At 66.3% G+C, this 15,280-nt stretch carries 15 protein-coding genes; 12 read left to right on the top strand and 3 right to left on the bottom strand.

Annotated elements, in window-relative coordinates:
• Positions 1-94: 94 nt before the first annotated feature.
• Positions 95-787, bottom strand: a complete 693-nt coding sequence (locus ABE434_RS17880) for a rhomboid family intramembrane serine protease (RefSeq protein ID WP_176990552.1) — start codon at positions 785-787, stop codon at positions 95-97.
• Positions 788-1,013: 226 nt separating this feature from the next.
• On the opposite strand from ABE434_RS17880, the gene ABE434_RS17875 reads away from it, so the two are divergent.
• Positions 1,014-2,357: an outer membrane protein transport protein gene (locus ABE434_RS17875; RefSeq protein WP_346479762.1), complete on the top strand. Its 1,344-nt coding sequence runs from the start codon at positions 1,014-1,016 to the stop codon at positions 2,355-2,357.
• A gap of 213 nt (positions 2,358-2,570) precedes the next feature.
• On the top strand, positions 2,571-3,215 hold the full coding sequence (locus ABE434_RS17870) for a hypothetical protein (RefSeq protein WP_346479761.1): 645 nt from the start codon (positions 2,571-2,573) through the stop codon (positions 3,213-3,215).
• Positions 3,216-3,272: 57 nt separating this feature from the next.
• Here the strand turns inward: ABE434_RS17870 and putA are convergent, their stop codons facing one another.
• Positions 3,273-6,497 (bottom strand): bifunctional proline dehydrogenase/L-glutamate gamma-semialdehyde dehydrogenase PutA, encoded by a 3,225-nt coding sequence (gene putA / locus ABE434_RS17865; protein WP_346479760.1) that lies wholly within the window; start codon positions 6,495-6,497, stop codon positions 3,273-3,275.
• Between the two features lie 276 nt (positions 6,498-6,773).
• On the opposite strand from putA, the gene ABE434_RS17860 reads away from it, so the two are divergent.
• The 6 genes from ABE434_RS17860 (at position 6,774) to ABE434_RS17835 (ending at position 11,504) form a co-directional block, all read left to right on the top strand.
• Complete coding sequence (locus ABE434_RS17860) at positions 6,774-7,250, top strand: DUF2244 domain-containing protein (RefSeq protein WP_176990547.1); 477 nt, start codon at positions 6,774-6,776, stop codon at positions 7,248-7,250.
• A gap of 11 nt (positions 7,251-7,261) precedes the next feature.
• Entirely contained in the window at positions 7,262-8,203 is a 942-nt protein-coding gene (gene coxB / locus ABE434_RS17855; protein WP_346479759.1) for a cytochrome c oxidase subunit II, read from the top strand.
• Positions 8,204-8,267: 64 nt separating this feature from the next.
• Entirely contained in the window at positions 8,268-9,878 is a 1,611-nt protein-coding gene (ctaD, locus tag ABE434_RS17850) for a cytochrome c oxidase subunit I (RefSeq protein WP_019185997.1), read from the top strand.
• 8 nt (positions 9,879-9,886) lie between these two features.
• A complete protein-coding gene (locus ABE434_RS17845) occupies positions 9,887-10,021 on the top strand; it encodes a hypothetical protein (RefSeq protein ID WP_257018790.1) in 135 nt (44 codons plus the stop codon).
• The gene (locus ABE434_RS17840; RefSeq protein WP_346479758.1) at positions 10,018-10,608 is read left to right on the top strand and encodes a cytochrome c oxidase assembly protein; all 591 of its coding nucleotides are present in this window, start codon (positions 10,018-10,020) and stop codon (positions 10,606-10,608) included. Before ABE434_RS17845 ends, ABE434_RS17840 begins: the two co-directional genes overlap by 4 nt.
• Before the next feature lie 20 nt (positions 10,609-10,628).
• The gene (locus ABE434_RS17835) at positions 10,629-11,504 is read left to right on the top strand and encodes a cytochrome c oxidase subunit 3 (RefSeq protein WP_176990544.1); all 876 of its coding nucleotides are present in this window, start codon (positions 10,629-10,631) and stop codon (positions 11,502-11,504) included.
• A 40-nt stretch (positions 11,505-11,544) separates the two neighbouring features.
• Here ABE434_RS17835 and ABE434_RS17830 read toward each other — a convergent pair whose 3' ends face one another.
• Complete coding sequence (locus tag ABE434_RS17830; protein WP_019185993.1) at positions 11,545-11,763, bottom strand: twin transmembrane helix small protein; 219 nt, start codon at positions 11,761-11,763, stop codon at positions 11,545-11,547.
• Positions 11,764-11,820: 57 nt separating this feature from the next.
• Between ABE434_RS17830 and ABE434_RS17825 the strand changes: the two genes are divergently transcribed.
• Genes ABE434_RS17825 through cyoE form a run of 4 tightly spaced genes read left to right on the top strand, consistent with a single transcriptional unit; the run spans position 11,821 to position 15,276 of the window.
• Positions 11,821-12,555: an SURF1 family protein gene (locus tag ABE434_RS17825; RefSeq protein WP_346479757.1), complete on the top strand. Its 735-nt coding sequence runs from the start codon at positions 11,821-11,823 to the stop codon at positions 12,553-12,555.
• A 27-nt stretch (positions 12,556-12,582) separates the two neighbouring features.
• Positions 12,583-13,158 carry a hypothetical protein gene (locus tag ABE434_RS17820; protein WP_346479756.1) on the top strand — a complete coding sequence of 192 codons (576 nt, stop codon included), beginning with the start codon at positions 12,583-12,585 and terminating at the stop codon, positions 13,156-13,158.
• A gap of 11 nt (positions 13,159-13,169) precedes the next feature.
• Positions 13,170-14,381 carry a COX15/CtaA family protein gene (locus tag ABE434_RS17815; protein WP_346479755.1) on the top strand — a complete coding sequence of 404 codons (1,212 nt, stop codon included), beginning with the start codon at positions 13,170-13,172 and terminating at the stop codon, positions 14,379-14,381.
• A gap of 4 nt (positions 14,382-14,385) precedes the next feature.
• Positions 14,386-15,276, top strand: coding sequence for a heme o synthase (gene cyoE / locus ABE434_RS17810; protein ID WP_346479754.1), 891 nt, complete (start codon positions 14,386-14,388; stop codon positions 15,274-15,276).
• Positions 15,277-15,280: the final 4 nt, after the last annotated feature.

Here is a 15,280-nt window from a genome sequence, read left to right as displayed (position 1 = left end):
CGGTCCATTTTCAATCCACGAGGTGGGGCCCCGCCCCCGCCCCCGGCACTACCCGTTGGCTGACCTGTCGGCCGATCCGCTCCGGGTCATGCCTTCAGAACCCGTGCCGCTTGCGCAGCCGCCGCGCAATCGCCGCGCGCACATACACGCCGTAGCCGAGCCCGAACACGAAGCCGGCGATGTGCGCCCACCAGGCCACCATGCCGAAGGTCGGGCCGATATACGCGAACACCACCTGCAGCGCGGCCCAGACCCCGATCAGCAGATAGGCCGGGGCGCGGACGAATTCCAGGAACAGGCCCAACGGAATCACCACGCCCAGCCGCGCGCCCGGGAACAGCGCCAGGTAGGCGCCGATCAGCGCCGACACCGCGCCGCTGGCCCCGATGATGATCTGGTCCGGGCTGCCCATCGTGTAGATCGCGGTCAGGTTGGAGATCGCCCCGCCCACCAGGAACAGCAGCATCAGCCGCCACGGTCCCAGCACGCGCTCGGCCGGCAGCCCGAAGATCAGCAGGAACACCAGGTTGCCCAGCAGGTGGGACCAGTCCGCGTGCAGGAACAGCGCGGTGAACAATCGCAGCACGCTGCCGTCCTGCAGGGTCGCCCACCAGTCCAGCGGGTGGGTCAGGCCGGTGGACAGCGCGCCCCAGTCCATCCACAGGCTGCGGCGGGCATCGTCTGGCCGGGAGATCGACCACAGGAAGGCCGCCCACAGCGCGGCGAACAGCAGGGGAGTGGCCCAGCGGTAGGCGGCTTTCTTGCGGGAGGGGGTCGACACGAACATGCGGGCACTAGCCTAGCGCGGCAGCTGAGCTGACGGGGATATGTCGTGTTCAGCATGAATAGCCACAAGGGCGACACACGTTATTGTTTCATTAACCGCTCTCGGTATACTCGCATACGGCGTCGTATGTCGGGAGGGGAATCCGGCGCGTTGTCCTGACCCATCAAGGGGAGGGGCGGCGCAGGCGCGCGTTGCCAACATCACCGCTTTCCGGAGAGAACCAACAATGCATACCGCTTCCACTCTTGCCCGCGTCACCGCCCTGGCCGTCGGCATTGCCGGTGTCCTGGCCGTGGGCCACGTCAACGCTGCCGCCTTCCAGCTGAAGGAAAACAGCGCCAAGGGCCTCGGCCGCGCCTTCGCCGGTTCCGGCAGCGCCGCCGGCGACGCCTCCATCATGGCCGTCAACCCGGCCGGCATGCGCCAGCTCGAAGGCATGCAGGTCCAGGGCGACCTGAGCGCCATCAGCTTCTCGGCCAAGTTCAAGGGCACCGGCCGCAAGCCGACCGGCCAGCCGCAGACCGGCGGTGACGGTGGCGACGCCGGCATGATCGCCCCGGTCCCGGCCGCGTACTTCCACATGCCGATCGGCGAGCAGGCGCACTTCGGCGTCTCGCTGACCGCACCGTTCGGCTTCAAGACCGACTACGACAATGGCTGGGTCGGCCGTTACAGCGGTCTAAAGACCGACATGAAGGCCATCGACCTGGGCTTCGCCGCGTCCTACGACGTCAACCCGTACGTGTCCTTCGGCGCGTCCGTGTTCGTCGAGCACCTGACCATCGAACTGAGCAACCAGATCGACTTCGGCACCGCGCTGGCCCAGGCCCGCGTTCCGGGCTTCGCCCCGGGCAGCGCCGATGGCAAGCTGACCGTTGAAGGTGACAACAACGCCGTGGGCTGGACCGTCGGCGGCTTGTTCAGCCCCGATGAGAACACCCACATCGGCATCAGCTACCGCTCCAAGGTCGAGCACAAGATCACCGGCGGCGATGCCACCTTCGACGTGCCGCAGAACGCTGCCGCCGTGCTGGCCCGCGCCCAGCCGGGCAACTTCGTGAGCACCTCGGGCAAGGCCACGCTGACCCTGCCGGCCTCGGCCACCCTGAGCGTCACCCACAACGTCAACGACCGCTGGACCGTGATGGGTGATGTCACCCGTACCGCCTGGTCGACCGCGTTTGACCAGGTCACCATCGACTATGCCTCCAGCCAGCCCGATTCGGTGCTGGAGTTCGGCTACCGCGATACGACCTTCGTCTCGCTGGGTGCCGACTTCAAGCTGAGCGACACCGTGACCCTGCGTGGCGGTGTCGCGCTGGACCAGACCCCGACCACCAACGCACACCGCGACGTGCGCGTGCCGGACACCAGCCGCAAGTGGCTGTCGATGGGCGTGGGCTGGACCCCGTCGGCGAACACCGAATACAACTTCGGTTACACCCACCTGTTCACCAAGGATCCGGACGTGATCATCGGTGGCACCACCAACAACCAGGGCAACTCGCTGAACGGTAAGTACAAGGTCCGTGGCGACGTCCTGGCCGCTTCGTTCAACTACAAGTTCTGATCGACGCGTCACCGATCGGTTGAACGCAGCAGCAGAAAACCCCGCGAAAGCGGGGTTTTTTGTTGCCTGCAGCGTGCACCGGGCGGATCAGCGCAGCTGGCGCGGCGTCGCGTTGGCCGGAGGAAAGAACGCCGGAATGACATCGAACACGACGTACAATCCCCGCCCGGACGGCGCCCCTGCCGTCCCGTGCCTGCTGACAAGGATCTGTATATGTCGTCTCTGCTTCTGCGCTCCGCGCTCGCCCTTGGCCTGGCCGGTCTCTCGCTGCCGGCCCTGGCTGCACCGGAGTTCGCCACCTGTTTTACGTTGACCCCGGGCCTGTCGTGGTCCACCAGTGATGAAACACTGACCATCGAGAAGGCCACGTTCGCCGGCCAGCAGGCGATCAAGGTAAACAGTGCCGGCGGTGGTGTCGGTAGCGCCAGCTACTACGATGCGAGCGGCCGCCAGCTCCTCGGCCAGGAGCGCCTTGGCATGTCCGCCTGGGGTGGCGACGGCGCCAAGCCGGTGATGACCGACGTCTTCAAGCCCGCGCCGACGTTCCCGGCGAACGCCAAGCCGGGCGATCGTTTCGAAGTCAACGGCAAGGGCGAGCGCACGAACCATGCCGAAGACACCGTCGAGCCGATCGACTATGACGGCTTCTCCGACTACACCTTCGTCGGCTTCGAGGACGTGGAAGCGGAGGTCGGCTACCAGCCGCGTACCTTCAAGGACACCTGCCACGTCACTGCCACCTTCGAAGACAGCCGCATCGAGGCGTGGTACGCCGCCGGGTTCGGCCGCATCCGGTTCGAGCGCTACATGGGCAACGAGCTGCTGATGCGCGACGAGATCGAGTCGATCGAAGAGTAATACCCACAAAAAACCCCGCTTTCGCGGGGTTTTTCGTTCAACACAGGACGCCGGGAATCAGTCGCCCAGGGTCAGCAGCGAGGCGTTGCCACCGGCCGCCGTGGTGTTCACGGTGACGGTCTTTTCGGTGGCGAAGCGCAGCAGGTAGTGTGGACCGCCGGCCTTCGGGCCGGTGCCCGACAGGCCCTGGCCGCCGAACGGCTGCACGCCGACCACCGCACCGATCTGGTTGCGGTTGACGTACACGTTGCCGACGTTGATGCGCGAGGAGATGCGGTCGACGGTTTCATCGATGCGCGAATGCACGCCCAAGGTCAGGCCGTAGCCGGTTGCGTTGATCTGGTCGATTACTGCGTCGAGCTGATCGCCCTTCCAGCGGATCACGTGCAGCACGGGCCCGAAGATTTCCTTGTGCAGCTGGTCCAGGTTCTTCAGTTCGTACGCACGCGGGGCAAAGAAGGTGCCGTGCGCGGCGTCTTCGCCGAGCGAGGCAGCGGCGATCAGACGGGCGTCCTTCTCCATGCGTACCGCGTGATCCTTGAGGATCTGCAGCGCATCGGCATCGATCACCGGGCCGACGTCGGTGGACAGCAGGCCCGGGTCGCCGACCTTCAGTTCGGCCATCGCACCGGACAGCATGGTCATCACCTTGTCGGCGATGTCGTCCTGCACGAACAGCACGCGCGCGGCCGAGCAACGCTGGCCGGCCGAGGTGAACGCCGAACCGATCGCATCCTTGACCAGCTGTTCCGGCAGCGCCGAGGAGTCGGCGATGAAGGCGTTCTGGCCGCCGGTTTCGGCGATCAGCACACCGATGGCGGCGTCGCGTGCGGCCATCGCGCGGTTGATCGCACGGGCGGTGTCGGTCGAGCCGGTGAAGGCCACGCCGGCCACGCGCGGGTCGGCGGTCAGGGCCGCACCGACAGTGGCGCCGTCGCCCGGCAGGAACTGCAGCACGCCTTCCGGTACGCCGGCGTCCAGCAGCAGCTTCACCGCGTAATAGCCGATCAGGTTGGTCTGTTCGGCCGGCTTGGCGATCACGCTGTTGCCGGCGGCCAGTGCAGCACTGACCTGGCCGAGGAAGATCGCCAGCGGGAAGTTCCACGGGCTGATGCAGACGAACACGCCGCGGCCATGCAGCTGCAGTTCGTTGGATTCACCGGTCGGGCTCGGCAGCTTTTCGGCATGGCCGAACTGCTCGCGGGCCTGCTTGGCGTAGTAGCGCAGGAAGTCGACCGCTTCGCGCACTTCGGCGATGCCGTCGGGCAGGCTCTTGCCGGCTTCCTTGACGCACAGCGCCATGAATTCGGGCAGGCGCGCTTCCAGCTGGTCGGCGGCGTGTTCCAGGATCGCCGCGCGGCTGGCGGCCGGGGTGCGGTTCCAGGCCGGCTGCGCGGCCACGGCATTGGCCAGCGCCTTCTCGACGGTGGCGCTGTCGGCCGGCTGCCACTGGCCGACGACCTGGCGGGTGTCGGCCGGGTTGGTCACGTTCAACGGCGCGCCGGTCGGGTTGGCACCCGGCACCAGCGGCGCGGCGTGCCAGGGCTTCACGGCGGCGTTGAGCTGATCGGCCAGAGCGCGCAGATCGTTGTCGTTGGCGAGATTGACGCCCATGGAGTTCTTCCTGTCATGGTTCTGGCTGCGCAGCAGATCGACCGGCAGCGGGATTTTCGGGTGCGGGATGGACGCGAACGAGGAGACCACTTCGACCGGATCGCGGATCAGGTCGTCGATGGCCACGTTGTCGTCGGTGATGCGGTTGACGAAGCTGGAATTGGCGCCGTTCTCGAGCAGACGACGCACCAGGTACGGCAGCAGGTCTTCATGCGAACCGACCGGCGCGTACACGCGGCACGGCACGTTCAGTCGGTCGGCCGGCACCACTTCGGCGTACAGGTCGTCGCCCATGCCGTGCAGCTTCTGGTGCTCGTACTGGCCGCCCTTGGCGATCGCCTGCACCGCTGCGATGGTGTGCGCGTTGTGCGTGGCGAACATCGGGTAGATCGCATCGCTGTGCGTGAACAGACGCTTGGCACAGGCCAGGTAGGACACGTCGGTGTTCTGCTTGCGGGTGAACACCGGGTACGCCGACAGGCCCTCGATCTGTGCGCGCTTGATTTCCGCATCCCAGTACGCGCCCTTGACCAGGCGTACCTGCAGGCGACGACCGATGCGGCGGGCCAGGTCGGCCAGGTAATCGATCGTGTACGGGGTGCGCTTCTGGTACGACTGCACGACCACGCCGAAGCCTTCCCAGCCGGCCAGCGAGGCATCGTTGACCACGGTTTCGATGATGTCCAGCGACAGCTCCAGGCGGTCGGTTTCTTCGGCGTCGACGGTGCAGCCGATGCCATAGGACTTGGCCAGCTGCGCCAGTTCGAGCACGCCCGGGACCAGGTCGGCCATGACGCGTGCGCGCTTGGCGTGCTCGTAGCGCGGGTACAGCGCGGAGAGCTTGATCGAGATGCCCGGTGCCGAATTGACGTCGCCATCCGGACGGCCGCCGCGGGCCTTGTGGTCGCCACCGATCGAGTGGATCGCGCGACGGTAGTCTTCCAGGTAACGCTTGGCGTCCTTCATGGTCAGCGCACCTTCGCCGAGCATGTCGAACGAATAGCGGTAGCTGGCGTTGTCGCCCTTGTGCGAGCGCGACAGCGCTTCGTCGATGGTGCGACCCATGACGAACTGATGGCCCATGATCTTCATCGCCTGGCGCACGGCAAGGCGGATCACCGGCTCACCCACGCGGCCGATCAGGCGCTTGAACGCGCCCGGCACATCGGCGCGGGTGGAATCGTTGATCTGGACCAGGCGGCCGGTCAGCATCAGGCCCCAGGTGGAGGCGTTGACCAGCACCGAGTCGCTGCCGCCCATGTGCTTCTTCCAGTCGGCGTCGCCGAGCTTGTCGCGGATCAGCTTGTCGGCGGTGTCCTGGTCCGGAATGCGCAGCAGGGCTTCGGCCACGCACATCAGCAGCACGCCTTCCTCGCTGCCCAGGTCGTACTGGCGCATGAAGGCTTCGATCGCGCCCTGGTCCTGGGCACGGACGCGCACGCGCTTGACCAGGTCGGCAGCGGTGGCCTGCACCTTGGCCTGCTCGGCGGCCGGCAGGCGTGCCTGCTCGAGCAGCTCGCGCACATGGGTGGCCTCGTCCTTCAACCAGGCATCGGTGATCGCCTGGCGGAACGCATTGGGAACGGCCGGCAGCTCAGGAGAGAGCAGCGGCGGGCGGGCGGCGCCGGACGATGCCGGGGCGGGGGGAAGGACAGAAGATGCAGTCATGCCGGTCGGCTCGTGGAGAACTTGACCATTTTAATCGTTTTTTGGGCGAGTCAAGCGCTTTCCGTGGCTGGCCGCATCCGCCGCATAGCCTTTCATACAGGGGGATTCGGCGGATTCGACGTGCCTGCCATTTATTGTGCTGTTTTCGTCAAAACGGCCGCCGCAGTCGATGCTGTATTGCACCATTCCTGAAACTGTGAATGGACCCTTGCTACTCGCTGGAGAGCAGGGCTACCATCGAGACGTTTCCCGCGGCAGGAAAAACGCGGTTGCGACATGATCGAGGTGCTCATCGCTCCGGACGGATCAGGGACGCAACTGCGGCTGCGTCCCCCACGGGCGCTCGATGCCCGGCAGTTCGTCCTGTTGTTTGTGGTGTTGGCGGGGGTGATGTGGCTGGCGGCCGGCCTGGGCTGGTTCACCGGCAACGTATTCGCCCCCGTGTTTGCTCTGCTGTACAGCGCGTTGCTGGCAGTGGCGCTGCGCACGGTGTGGCGCAGCGGAGAACGGCAGGAAGAGATCCGGGTAGTGCCGGCGTGCGTGGAAGTGATTCCCGCACCCGGGCATTCGCCGGTGTTCAGCGCCCACCCGCACTGGGTGAGGCTGATCGCCGATGAACGCAGAGTCCGGCTGGCATCCAGCGGTAGGCAGGTGGACGTGGGGAGTTTCCTCGCACCGGCCGAACGCCAGGTACTGGCTCAGAAACTAGAAGGCTTGCTCGCGGCCAATGACGGCCGCAACCGACGACGCTAAGGGTCTAGGCAATGAAGCAATGCAGAAAGTGGGGCAGTACGTTCGGGAAGACAGTGTTGAGCGGGGTCGCGCTGCTGGCGCCGGCCATGGCGTGGGCCCAGGCGGCCGACCCCAAACCGTGGCAGTTGAACATGGGCAAGGGGGTGACCCAGAGCTCGCGGTTGGCGTGGGAGTCCAACCTGTTCTCGCTGTGGGTCTGTACCGTGATCGGGGTGCTGGTGTTCGGCGCGCTGTTCTACGCGATCTTCAAGTTCCGCAAATCCAAGGGCGCGGTCGCCGCCACCTTCAGCCACAACACGAAGGCCGAGGTCATCTGGACCGTGATCCCGGTGATCATCCTGGTAGTGATGGCGTGGCCGGCCACGGCCAACCTGATCAAGTTCTACGACACCCGCGATTCGGAAATGACCGTCAAGGTCACCGGCTATCAGTGGATGTGGAAGTACGAATACCTCGGCGAGAACGTCAGCTTCACCAGCCGCCTGGACCGTGAGTCCGACCGCGTGCGCCAGAGTGGCGTCGTGCCGACCCGCGACAGCCATCCGCACTACCTGCTGGATGTCGACAACCGCCTGGTGCTGCCGGTCGATACCAAGGTGCGCTTCGTGATCACCTCCGACGACGTCATCCACGCGTGGTGGGTGCCGGCGCTGGGCTGGAAGCAGGATGCGATCCCCGGCTTCATCAACGAGGCCTGGACCAACATCGAGCAGGTCGGCGTGTACCGCGGCCAGTGCGCCGAGCTGTGCGGCAAGGACCATGGCTTCATGCCGATCGTGGTCGAGGCGGTCTCCAAGGAGGACTACCAGAAGTGGCTGGCCTCGAAGAAGCCTGCCCCTGCACCCGCACCCGCACCCGAGGCGGCTCCGGCACCTGCACCGGCCGCCCCGGCCGAGGCCACCCCGGCACCGGCCAGCGAGCCGGCCGCTGCAGCAACAGACAGCAACGCCTGAAATCGAGCCGCGTCCGCCAACCGGCGGATGCGGGTACCACCGGATACAGTGAGGTGTAGTTGCGATGGCGCATTCCGCAGTTGACCACGACGGGCATCACGGGCATCAGCAGGGGTTCTTCGAGCGTTGGTTCTTCTCGACCAACCACAAGGACATCGGCACGCTCTACCTGCTTTTCAGCTTCATCATGTTCATCATCGGCGCGGCGATGAGCGTGATCATCCGCGCTGAACTGGCGCAACCGGGCCTGCAGTTCGTCAAGCCCGAGTTCTTCAACCAGATGACCACCGTGCATGCGCTGGTGATGATCTTCGGTGGCGTGATGCCGGCCTTCGTCGGCCTGGCCAACTGGATGATCCCGCTGCAGATCGGCGCGCCGGACATGGCCCTGCCGCGCATGAACAACTGGTCGTTCTGGCTGCTGCCGGTGGCCTTCAGCCTGCTGCTGCTGACCCTGTTCCTGCCGGGCGGCGCCCCCGCCGGTGGCTGGACGCTGTACCCGCCGCTGTCGCTGCAGGGTGGCTACAACGTGGCCTTCAGCGTGTTCGCCATCCACGTGGCCGGCATCAGCTCGATCATGGGGGCGATCAACATCATCGCCACCGTGCTCAACATGCGCGCCCCCGGGATCGACCTGCTGAAGATGCCGATCTTCTGCTGGGCCTGGCTGATCACCGCGTTCCTGCTGATCGCGGTGATGCCGGTGCTCGCCGGTGCGGTGACGATGCTGCTCACCGACAAGTTCTTCGGGACCAGCTTCTTCAATGCCGCCGGTGGCGGTGACCCGGTGATGTACCAGCACATCTTCTGGTTCTTCGGGCACCCGGAGGTCTACATCATGATCCTGCCGGCGTTCGGCGTGGTCAGCGAGATCATCCCGACCTTCAGCCGCAAGCCGCTGTTCGGTTACCAGGCCATGGTCTACGCGATCGCCGCGATCGCCTTCCTGTCCTTCATCGTATGGGCCCACCACATGTTCACCGTGGGCATGCCGCTGGGCGGCGAGATCTACTTCATGTTCGCCACGATGCTCATCTCCATCCCGACCGGGGTGAAGGTGTTCAACTGGGTCAGCACCATGTGGCGGGGCTCGCTCACCTTCGAAGCGCCGATGCTGTGGGCGGTGGCGTTCGTGATCCTGTTCACCATCGGTGGCTTCTCGGGCCTGATGCTGGCGATCGTGGTAGCCGACTTCCAGTACCACGACACCTATTTCGTGGTCGCGCACTTCCACTACGTGCTGGTCACCGGTGCGGTGTTCGGGCTGATCGCCGCGGTGTACTACTGGTGGCCGAAGTGGACCGGGCGCATGTACAGCGAAACCTGGGCCAAGGTGCACTTCTGGTGGTCGATCGTGTTCGTGAACCTGCTGTTCTTCCCGCAGCATTTCCTCGGCCTGGCCGGCATGCCGCGACGCATCCCCGATTACAGCGTGGCCTTCGCCGACTGGAACCTGATCAGCTCGATCGGTGCGTTCGGCATGTTCGTCACGCCCTTCATGATGGCCGCGATCCTGTGGCACTCGCTGCGCCACGGCGCGAAGGCCGCCGACCGCTGCTGGGAAGGCGCACGTGGCCTGGAGTGGACGATTCCCTCGCCCGCACCGGCGCACACCTTCACCACACCGCCGACCATCCGTCCGGGTGATCTGGCCCATGACGACATCACCCATTGAGGCCGCTCGTGACCAGCACAACGCGTACTCCGGATGAGCAGGCCCTGCAGCGCCGTCGTGCGCATCGCACCGCGTGGGCGGTCGGCATCGTCGCGGTGATGGTCTATGCCGGCTTCATCCTCAGCGGGGTGATCGGGCGATGAGCGATCCGCGCCCGGCCGCCCCCGCACGTCACGCGGGCCTGCCCAGCCTGATCGGGGTGGCGCTGGCGGTGTTCGTGCTGACCTTTTCGCTGGTGCCGCTGTACCGCATCGCCTGCGAGAAGGTGTTCGGCGTGCGCCTGGAGCGGGGCCCTGGCGCCGCTGCGTCCACGGCGGCGACCACCGGCAAGCGCACGGTGCGGGTCGAGTTCGATGGCGGGGTGAATTCCAAGCTGCCCTGGGCCTTCCATCCCGAACAGCTGACCATGGACGTGGTGCCCGGCGAGCTCAACGAAGCGCTGTACTTCGCGCGCAATGACAGCGACCGCGCGCTGGTCGGCAGCGCGGTGCCCTCGGTGGCGCCGGCCAAGGCGTCGGGCTACTTCAGCAAGACCGAGTGCTTCTGCTTCACCGCGCAGACCCTGCAGGCCGGTGAGAAGCGCGACATGCCGGTGCGCTTCATCGTCGATCCCGACCTGCCGGCCAACATCACCACGATCACCCTGTCCTACACCTTCTACAAGAACGACGCCTTGTCCGCGGAGCTGGCCCCGGCCAGCCTGCCGACCGGCGCGCGTGCAGCTCCCTGATCCGGACCGGACCCAAGACCATGGCCCAGCAAAGCCCCGATGCGAACGTGTACTTCGTGCCCACGCACAGCAAATGGCCGTTCATCGGTTCCATCGCGATGATGGTGACCATGGTCGGCGTGGCCAGCTGGCTCAACGATTCGGGCTGGGGCAAGTGGACCTTCTACGCCGGTATCGCGATGCTGGTACTGACCCTGTTCTGGTGGTTCAGCGACGTGGTGCGCGAATCGCAGGCTGGCAGCTACAACCGCCAGGTGGACGGCTCGTTCCGGATGGGGATGGTGTGGTTCATCTTCTCGGAAGTGATGTTCTTCGGCGCGTTCTTCGGCGCGTTGTTCTACACCCGCAACCTGGGCCTGCCGTGGCTGGGCGGTGCGGGCGACGGGGTGATGACCAACGAGTTGTTGTGGGATGGCTATTCGGCGGCATGGCCGACCAATGGCCCCGGCGCGATCGGCGGGCACTTCCAGACCATCCCGGCCTGGGGCCTGCCGCTGATCAACACGCTGATCCTGCTCACCTCCGGCGTCACCCTGACCATCGCGCATCACGCGCTCAAGGCCGGGCACCGCCGCCAGCTGCTGGTCTGGCTGGGCATCACCGTGCTGCTCGGCGTGGGCTTCCTCACCCTGCAGGCGGAGGAGTACATCCACGCCTACAAGGAACTCAACCTCACCCTGGGCTCGGGCATCTACGGCTCGACCTTCTTCATGCTCACCGGCTTCCACGGCGTGCACGTGCTGCTCGGCACGATCATGCTGGCGGTGATGTGGCTGCGCTCGTCGAAAGGCCATTTCACCCGCGACAACCACTTCGGCTTCGAAGCGGCCGCGTGGTACTGGCACTTCGTCGACGTGGTGTGGCTGATGCTGTTCCTGTTCGTCTACGTGCTGTAGCGTCGGCGCGACGTCCTGCCGCATCGACGCCGGTGCGGCCTCAGCCGCCGATGCCGTGGGGCTTGATCCAACCGCTGTAGATGCCGATGACCACCAGCACGATCAGCGCCACCGACACCGCGATGCGGCGGGTGAGCGCATTGACGGTGCGCTTGGTCTGGCCGCGATCGACCAGCAGGTAATACAGCCCGGCGCCCAGATTCCAGACGATGACGATCAGAAACGCGATTACCAGCAGGGTCTTCAACGAATCATTCATGCGCGGCTCGATGGCGTGGCGGGTGTGCCTATATCACCGCGTTTTGCCGGCGTTGTCATGATGCGCAAGCACACACGCCTGATCGGCTGGATCGCCGCGCTGCTCGTCATCCTCGCGTTCTGCCAGCTGGGCCGCTGGCAACTGCAGCGCATGCATGAGAAAGAGGCGCTGCTGGCCCAGCAGGTGCCCGCGCGCGCGCAGTCGCTCACGTTGCGCCAGGCCCAGGCCGCGCCGCCGCGGCTGCGCTGGGTGGAGGATCGCGGTCGCTTCCTGCCCGGCACGATCCTGCTCGACAACCAGACCCGCGAAGGCCGCGCCGGGATCAAGGTCTATCAGCCGTTCCAGAGTGATGACGGCGCTCAGGTGCTGGTCGATCTCGGCTGGCTGCCGATGCCGCCTGATCGGGTCGTGCCGTCGATCACCCCGCGTACCGGCGACACGGCCATCAGCGGCCTGCTCGCGCCACCGCCGGCCACCGGCCTGGCCCTGGGGCCGGCGCTGTCGCCCGTCCCGCAGGCGGCCGTGTGGTTGGCCAGCCGGATGCCACCCGATGACATGGCCCGCGCGCTGTCGCTGCCGCCGGGCAGCCTGGCGATGCGCGTGCTGCGGCTCGATCCGGCGCTGCCCGGTGGTTACGCGCGCGATCTGGAGCTGCTGCCCAATACGCTGCCGCCCAGTCGCCATCTCGGCTACGCCGTGCAATGGTTCGGGCTGGCGTTGACCGTGCTGGTGGTCGCGCTGGTCCTGGAATTCCGTCGCCATCGCCGCCGGCGTGGCACTCCCCGGCGCTGACCGGCTCAACATGAGAAAATGCCGCCCATGAATGCCACTTCCCCGGCACGGCTGCCGTCCCGTTCACGCGGCCGCTGGACCCTGATCGCGTTGTTCGGCGTGTTCTTCGGCGCCATGGCGCTGGCGGGCGTGCTGCGCTTCTCCGGCTGGCAGCCGACCTCGCACCGCAATACCGGGGAGCTGCTGCAGCCGCCGGCGGATCTGCGCGCGCTGCCGCCCACCCTGGCCGATGGTCGGCCGTACCCGTGGAACCCGAACGATCGCACCTGGCGGATCCTCGTTGCCCCGTCTGCCAGCTGTACCAGCGAGTGCGTCACTTTGTCGCAGGGATTGGGCAAGGTGTGGCAGCTGTTCGGCCATAACGCCGATAATGTCGAGATCCTGTGGCTGGGCACGCCGCCGGCCGAGGTCCAGGGCATGCCCGCACTGCGCGCGCTGCGCGCCCAACCGGACCTGCGTGCCGCTTTGCCCGCCGTGGATGACGCCGCCGGCACGCCTGTGTATGTGATCGATCCCAATGGATTCGTGATCATGCGGTACGCGCCGGGATTCGATATGGCCGGTCTGCGCAAAGACCTGGCCACGCTGCTGAAACTGAAGTGAGTTCCGTTTAGATGAGCCTCTCCGCACGCCCGGTGCTGCACCGCAATTTCCACCGTCTGGCGTGGTTTGCGCTGATCATGACCGCCAGCACGATCATGTTCGGTTCGTTCGTGCGTCTGTCCGATGCGGGCCTGAGCTGCCCGGACTGGCCGACCTGCTATGGCCGCGTCACCTGGCCGCAGCACGCCGCGGACGTCATCGGCCACGAGGCCGCCAAGATCCGCCCGCTGGAGACGCACAAGGCGTGGCGCGAGCAGGTGCACCGTTTCCTCGCCGGCGCACTCGGCATCGAGATTCTCACCCTGGCGCTGCTGGCCACGCGCCGTCGTCGCTGGGGCAGCACCGCGGTGATCACCGCCTGTGTACTGGTGGCGACCGGCATACCGCTGTACATGATGGGGATGCACGTTCCGGCGAGCATCCTGGCGATCATCGGCGAGGCGATCCTGCTGATCGCCGCACTGCGATGGACAAACATCGACCTGGCCCGCGCGGCCTTGTTGACGCTGGCGGTGGTGATCTTCCAGGCGCTGCTCGGCATGTGGACGGTCACCTGGCTGCTCAAGCCGATCGTGGTGATGGGCCATCTGCTCGGCGGCATGCTGATGTTCGGCCTGCTGGTGTGGATGGCGTGGCGCGCCACGCATATGCCGATCACTCTCGCCGAAGCGCCGAAGCTGAAATGGCTGATCCGCGCCGGCGTGGCCGTGCTGGTCGCGCAGATCGCCCTCGGCGGCTGGGTCAGCGCCAACTACGCCGCACTCGCCTGCGGTGGCGGCAGCGCCTCGCTGGACAACTTCCCGCGCTGCGTCAGCCAGTGGTGGCCGCCGCATGACTTCAAGGAAGGCTTCACCCTGTGGCGCGGCATCGGCGTGGATTACGAAGGGGGCGTGCTCGATGGCGCGTCGCGCATCGCGATCCAGATGGCGCACCGCTTGATGGCGATCGTGGTGGCCGTCTACCTGCTGTGGCTCTCCGTGCGCCTGTTCCGCCTGCCGAGCATGCGCGGCTGGGCGAGCGCATTGGGCCTGCTGGTGGTGCTGCAGATCACCCTGGGCATCCTCAACGTGAAGCTGGCGGTGCCGCTGGAAGTGGCCGTCGCGCACAGCGGGGGCGCCGTGGCGCTGTTGTTCGTGCTGGTGACGCTGCTGGCGCGCCTGCGTGCGCCGGATGCCGATGGTGGCAAGGCCAGCGCTGCGTCCCCTGCCGTGCAGGCAGGCTGACGGCATGGCCAGTTACCGTCAGTACTGGGATCTGACCAAGCCCAAGGTCGTCGCCCTGATCGTGTTCACCGCGCTGGTGGGCATGTTCCTGGCCATCCCCGGCGTGCCGACCGCGCAGCAGGCGCTGGACGGCGCCCTCGGCTTCCTCGGTATCTGGCTGGCCGCCTCGGCCGCCGCGGCGATCAACCAGCTGCTGGACGCGCGCATCGATGCACAGATGGCGCGCACCTCGTGGCGCCCGCTGGTGGTGGGCAAGGTAAAGCCGTGGCAGGTGCTGGTCTTCGCCGGCCTGCTGATCGTGCTGTCGATGACGATCCTGGTGGTCTGGGTCAACGTGATCACCGCCGTGCTCACCTTCGCCTCGCTGATCGGTTACGCGGTGATCTACACCGTGTACCTCAAGCGCGCGACCTCGCAGAACATCGTCATCGGCGGCCTCGCCGGCGCCACCCCGCCGATGCTGGGGTGGGCCGCGATCACCGGCATGCAGGGCCCGTGGGACTGGGCCTACGCGTCGCTGCTGGTGCTGATCATCTTCATCTGGACCCCGCCGCACTTCTGGGCGCTGGCGATCTTCCGCCGCGAGGATTACGCCAAGGCGGAGATCCCGATGCTGCCGGTGACCCATGGCGTGGCGTATACCCGCAAGTCGATCATGGTCTATTCGATCGCACTGGCCATCGTCAGCATCCTGCCGGTCGTGTTCGGCATGAGCGGCATGTTCTACCTCGGCGGCGCGATCGTGCTCAACGCGGTCTTCCTCTGGTACGCCTGGCGCATGCTCAACCCGCCGGACGAACTGTTCTCGATGAAGATGTTCGGCTACTCCATCGTCTACCTGATGGCGTTGTTCGCCTTCCTGATGGTGGACCACTGGATGCTGCCCTGGTTGTAGGGTG

Origin of the sequence: Stenotrophomonas sp. TWI1183 (genome assembly GCF_039673115.1) — a bacterium.
GTDB lineage: Bacteria > Pseudomonadota > Gammaproteobacteria > Xanthomonadales > Xanthomonadaceae > Stenotrophomonas > Stenotrophomonas maltophilia_AA.
The sequence above is the reverse complement of the archived record's forward strand: the minus strand, read 5'-3'. Positions and strand labels throughout refer to the sequence as shown.

Bases quoted from the DNA above. Each gene is read 5' to 3' on its own strand.
- ABE434_RS17880 (WP_176990552.1), bottom strand. From the start codon at position 787: ATGTTCGTGTCGACCCCCTCCCGCAAGAAAGCCGCCTACCGCTGGGCC.
- ABE434_RS17875 (WP_346479762.1), top strand. From the start codon at position 1,014: ATGCATACCGCTTCCACTCTTGCCCGCGTCACCGCCCTGGCCGTCGGC.
- ABE434_RS17870 (WP_346479761.1), top strand. From the start codon at position 2,571: ATGTCGTCTCTGCTTCTGCGCTCCGCGCTCGCCCTTGGCCTGGCCGGT.
- putA (WP_346479760.1), bottom strand. From the start codon at position 6,497: ATGACTGCATCTTCTGTCCTTCCCCCCGCCCCGGCATCGTCCGGCGCC.
- ABE434_RS17860 (WP_176990547.1), top strand. From the start codon at position 6,774: ATGATCGAGGTGCTCATCGCTCCGGACGGATCAGGGACGCAACTGCGG.
- coxB (WP_346479759.1), top strand. From the start codon at position 7,262: ATGAAGCAATGCAGAAAGTGGGGCAGTACGTTCGGGAAGACAGTGTTG.
- ctaD (WP_019185997.1), top strand. From the start codon at position 8,268: ATGGCGCATTCCGCAGTTGACCACGACGGGCATCACGGGCATCAGCAG.
- ABE434_RS17840 (WP_346479758.1), top strand. From the start codon at position 10,018: ATGAGCGATCCGCGCCCGGCCGCCCCCGCACGTCACGCGGGCCTGCCC.
- ABE434_RS17835 (WP_176990544.1), top strand. From the start codon at position 10,629: ATGGCCCAGCAAAGCCCCGATGCGAACGTGTACTTCGTGCCCACGCAC.
- ABE434_RS17830 (WP_019185993.1), bottom strand. From the start codon at position 11,763: ATGAATGATTCGTTGAAGACCCTGCTGGTAATCGCGTTTCTGATCGTC.
- ABE434_RS17825 (WP_346479757.1), top strand. From the start codon at position 11,821: ATGATGCGCAAGCACACACGCCTGATCGGCTGGATCGCCGCGCTGCTC.
- ABE434_RS17820 (WP_346479756.1), top strand. From the start codon at position 12,583: ATGAATGCCACTTCCCCGGCACGGCTGCCGTCCCGTTCACGCGGCCGC.
- ABE434_RS17815 (WP_346479755.1), top strand. From the start codon at position 13,170: ATGAGCCTCTCCGCACGCCCGGTGCTGCACCGCAATTTCCACCGTCTG.
- cyoE (WP_346479754.1), top strand. From the start codon at position 14,386: ATGGCCAGTTACCGTCAGTACTGGGATCTGACCAAGCCCAAGGTCGTC.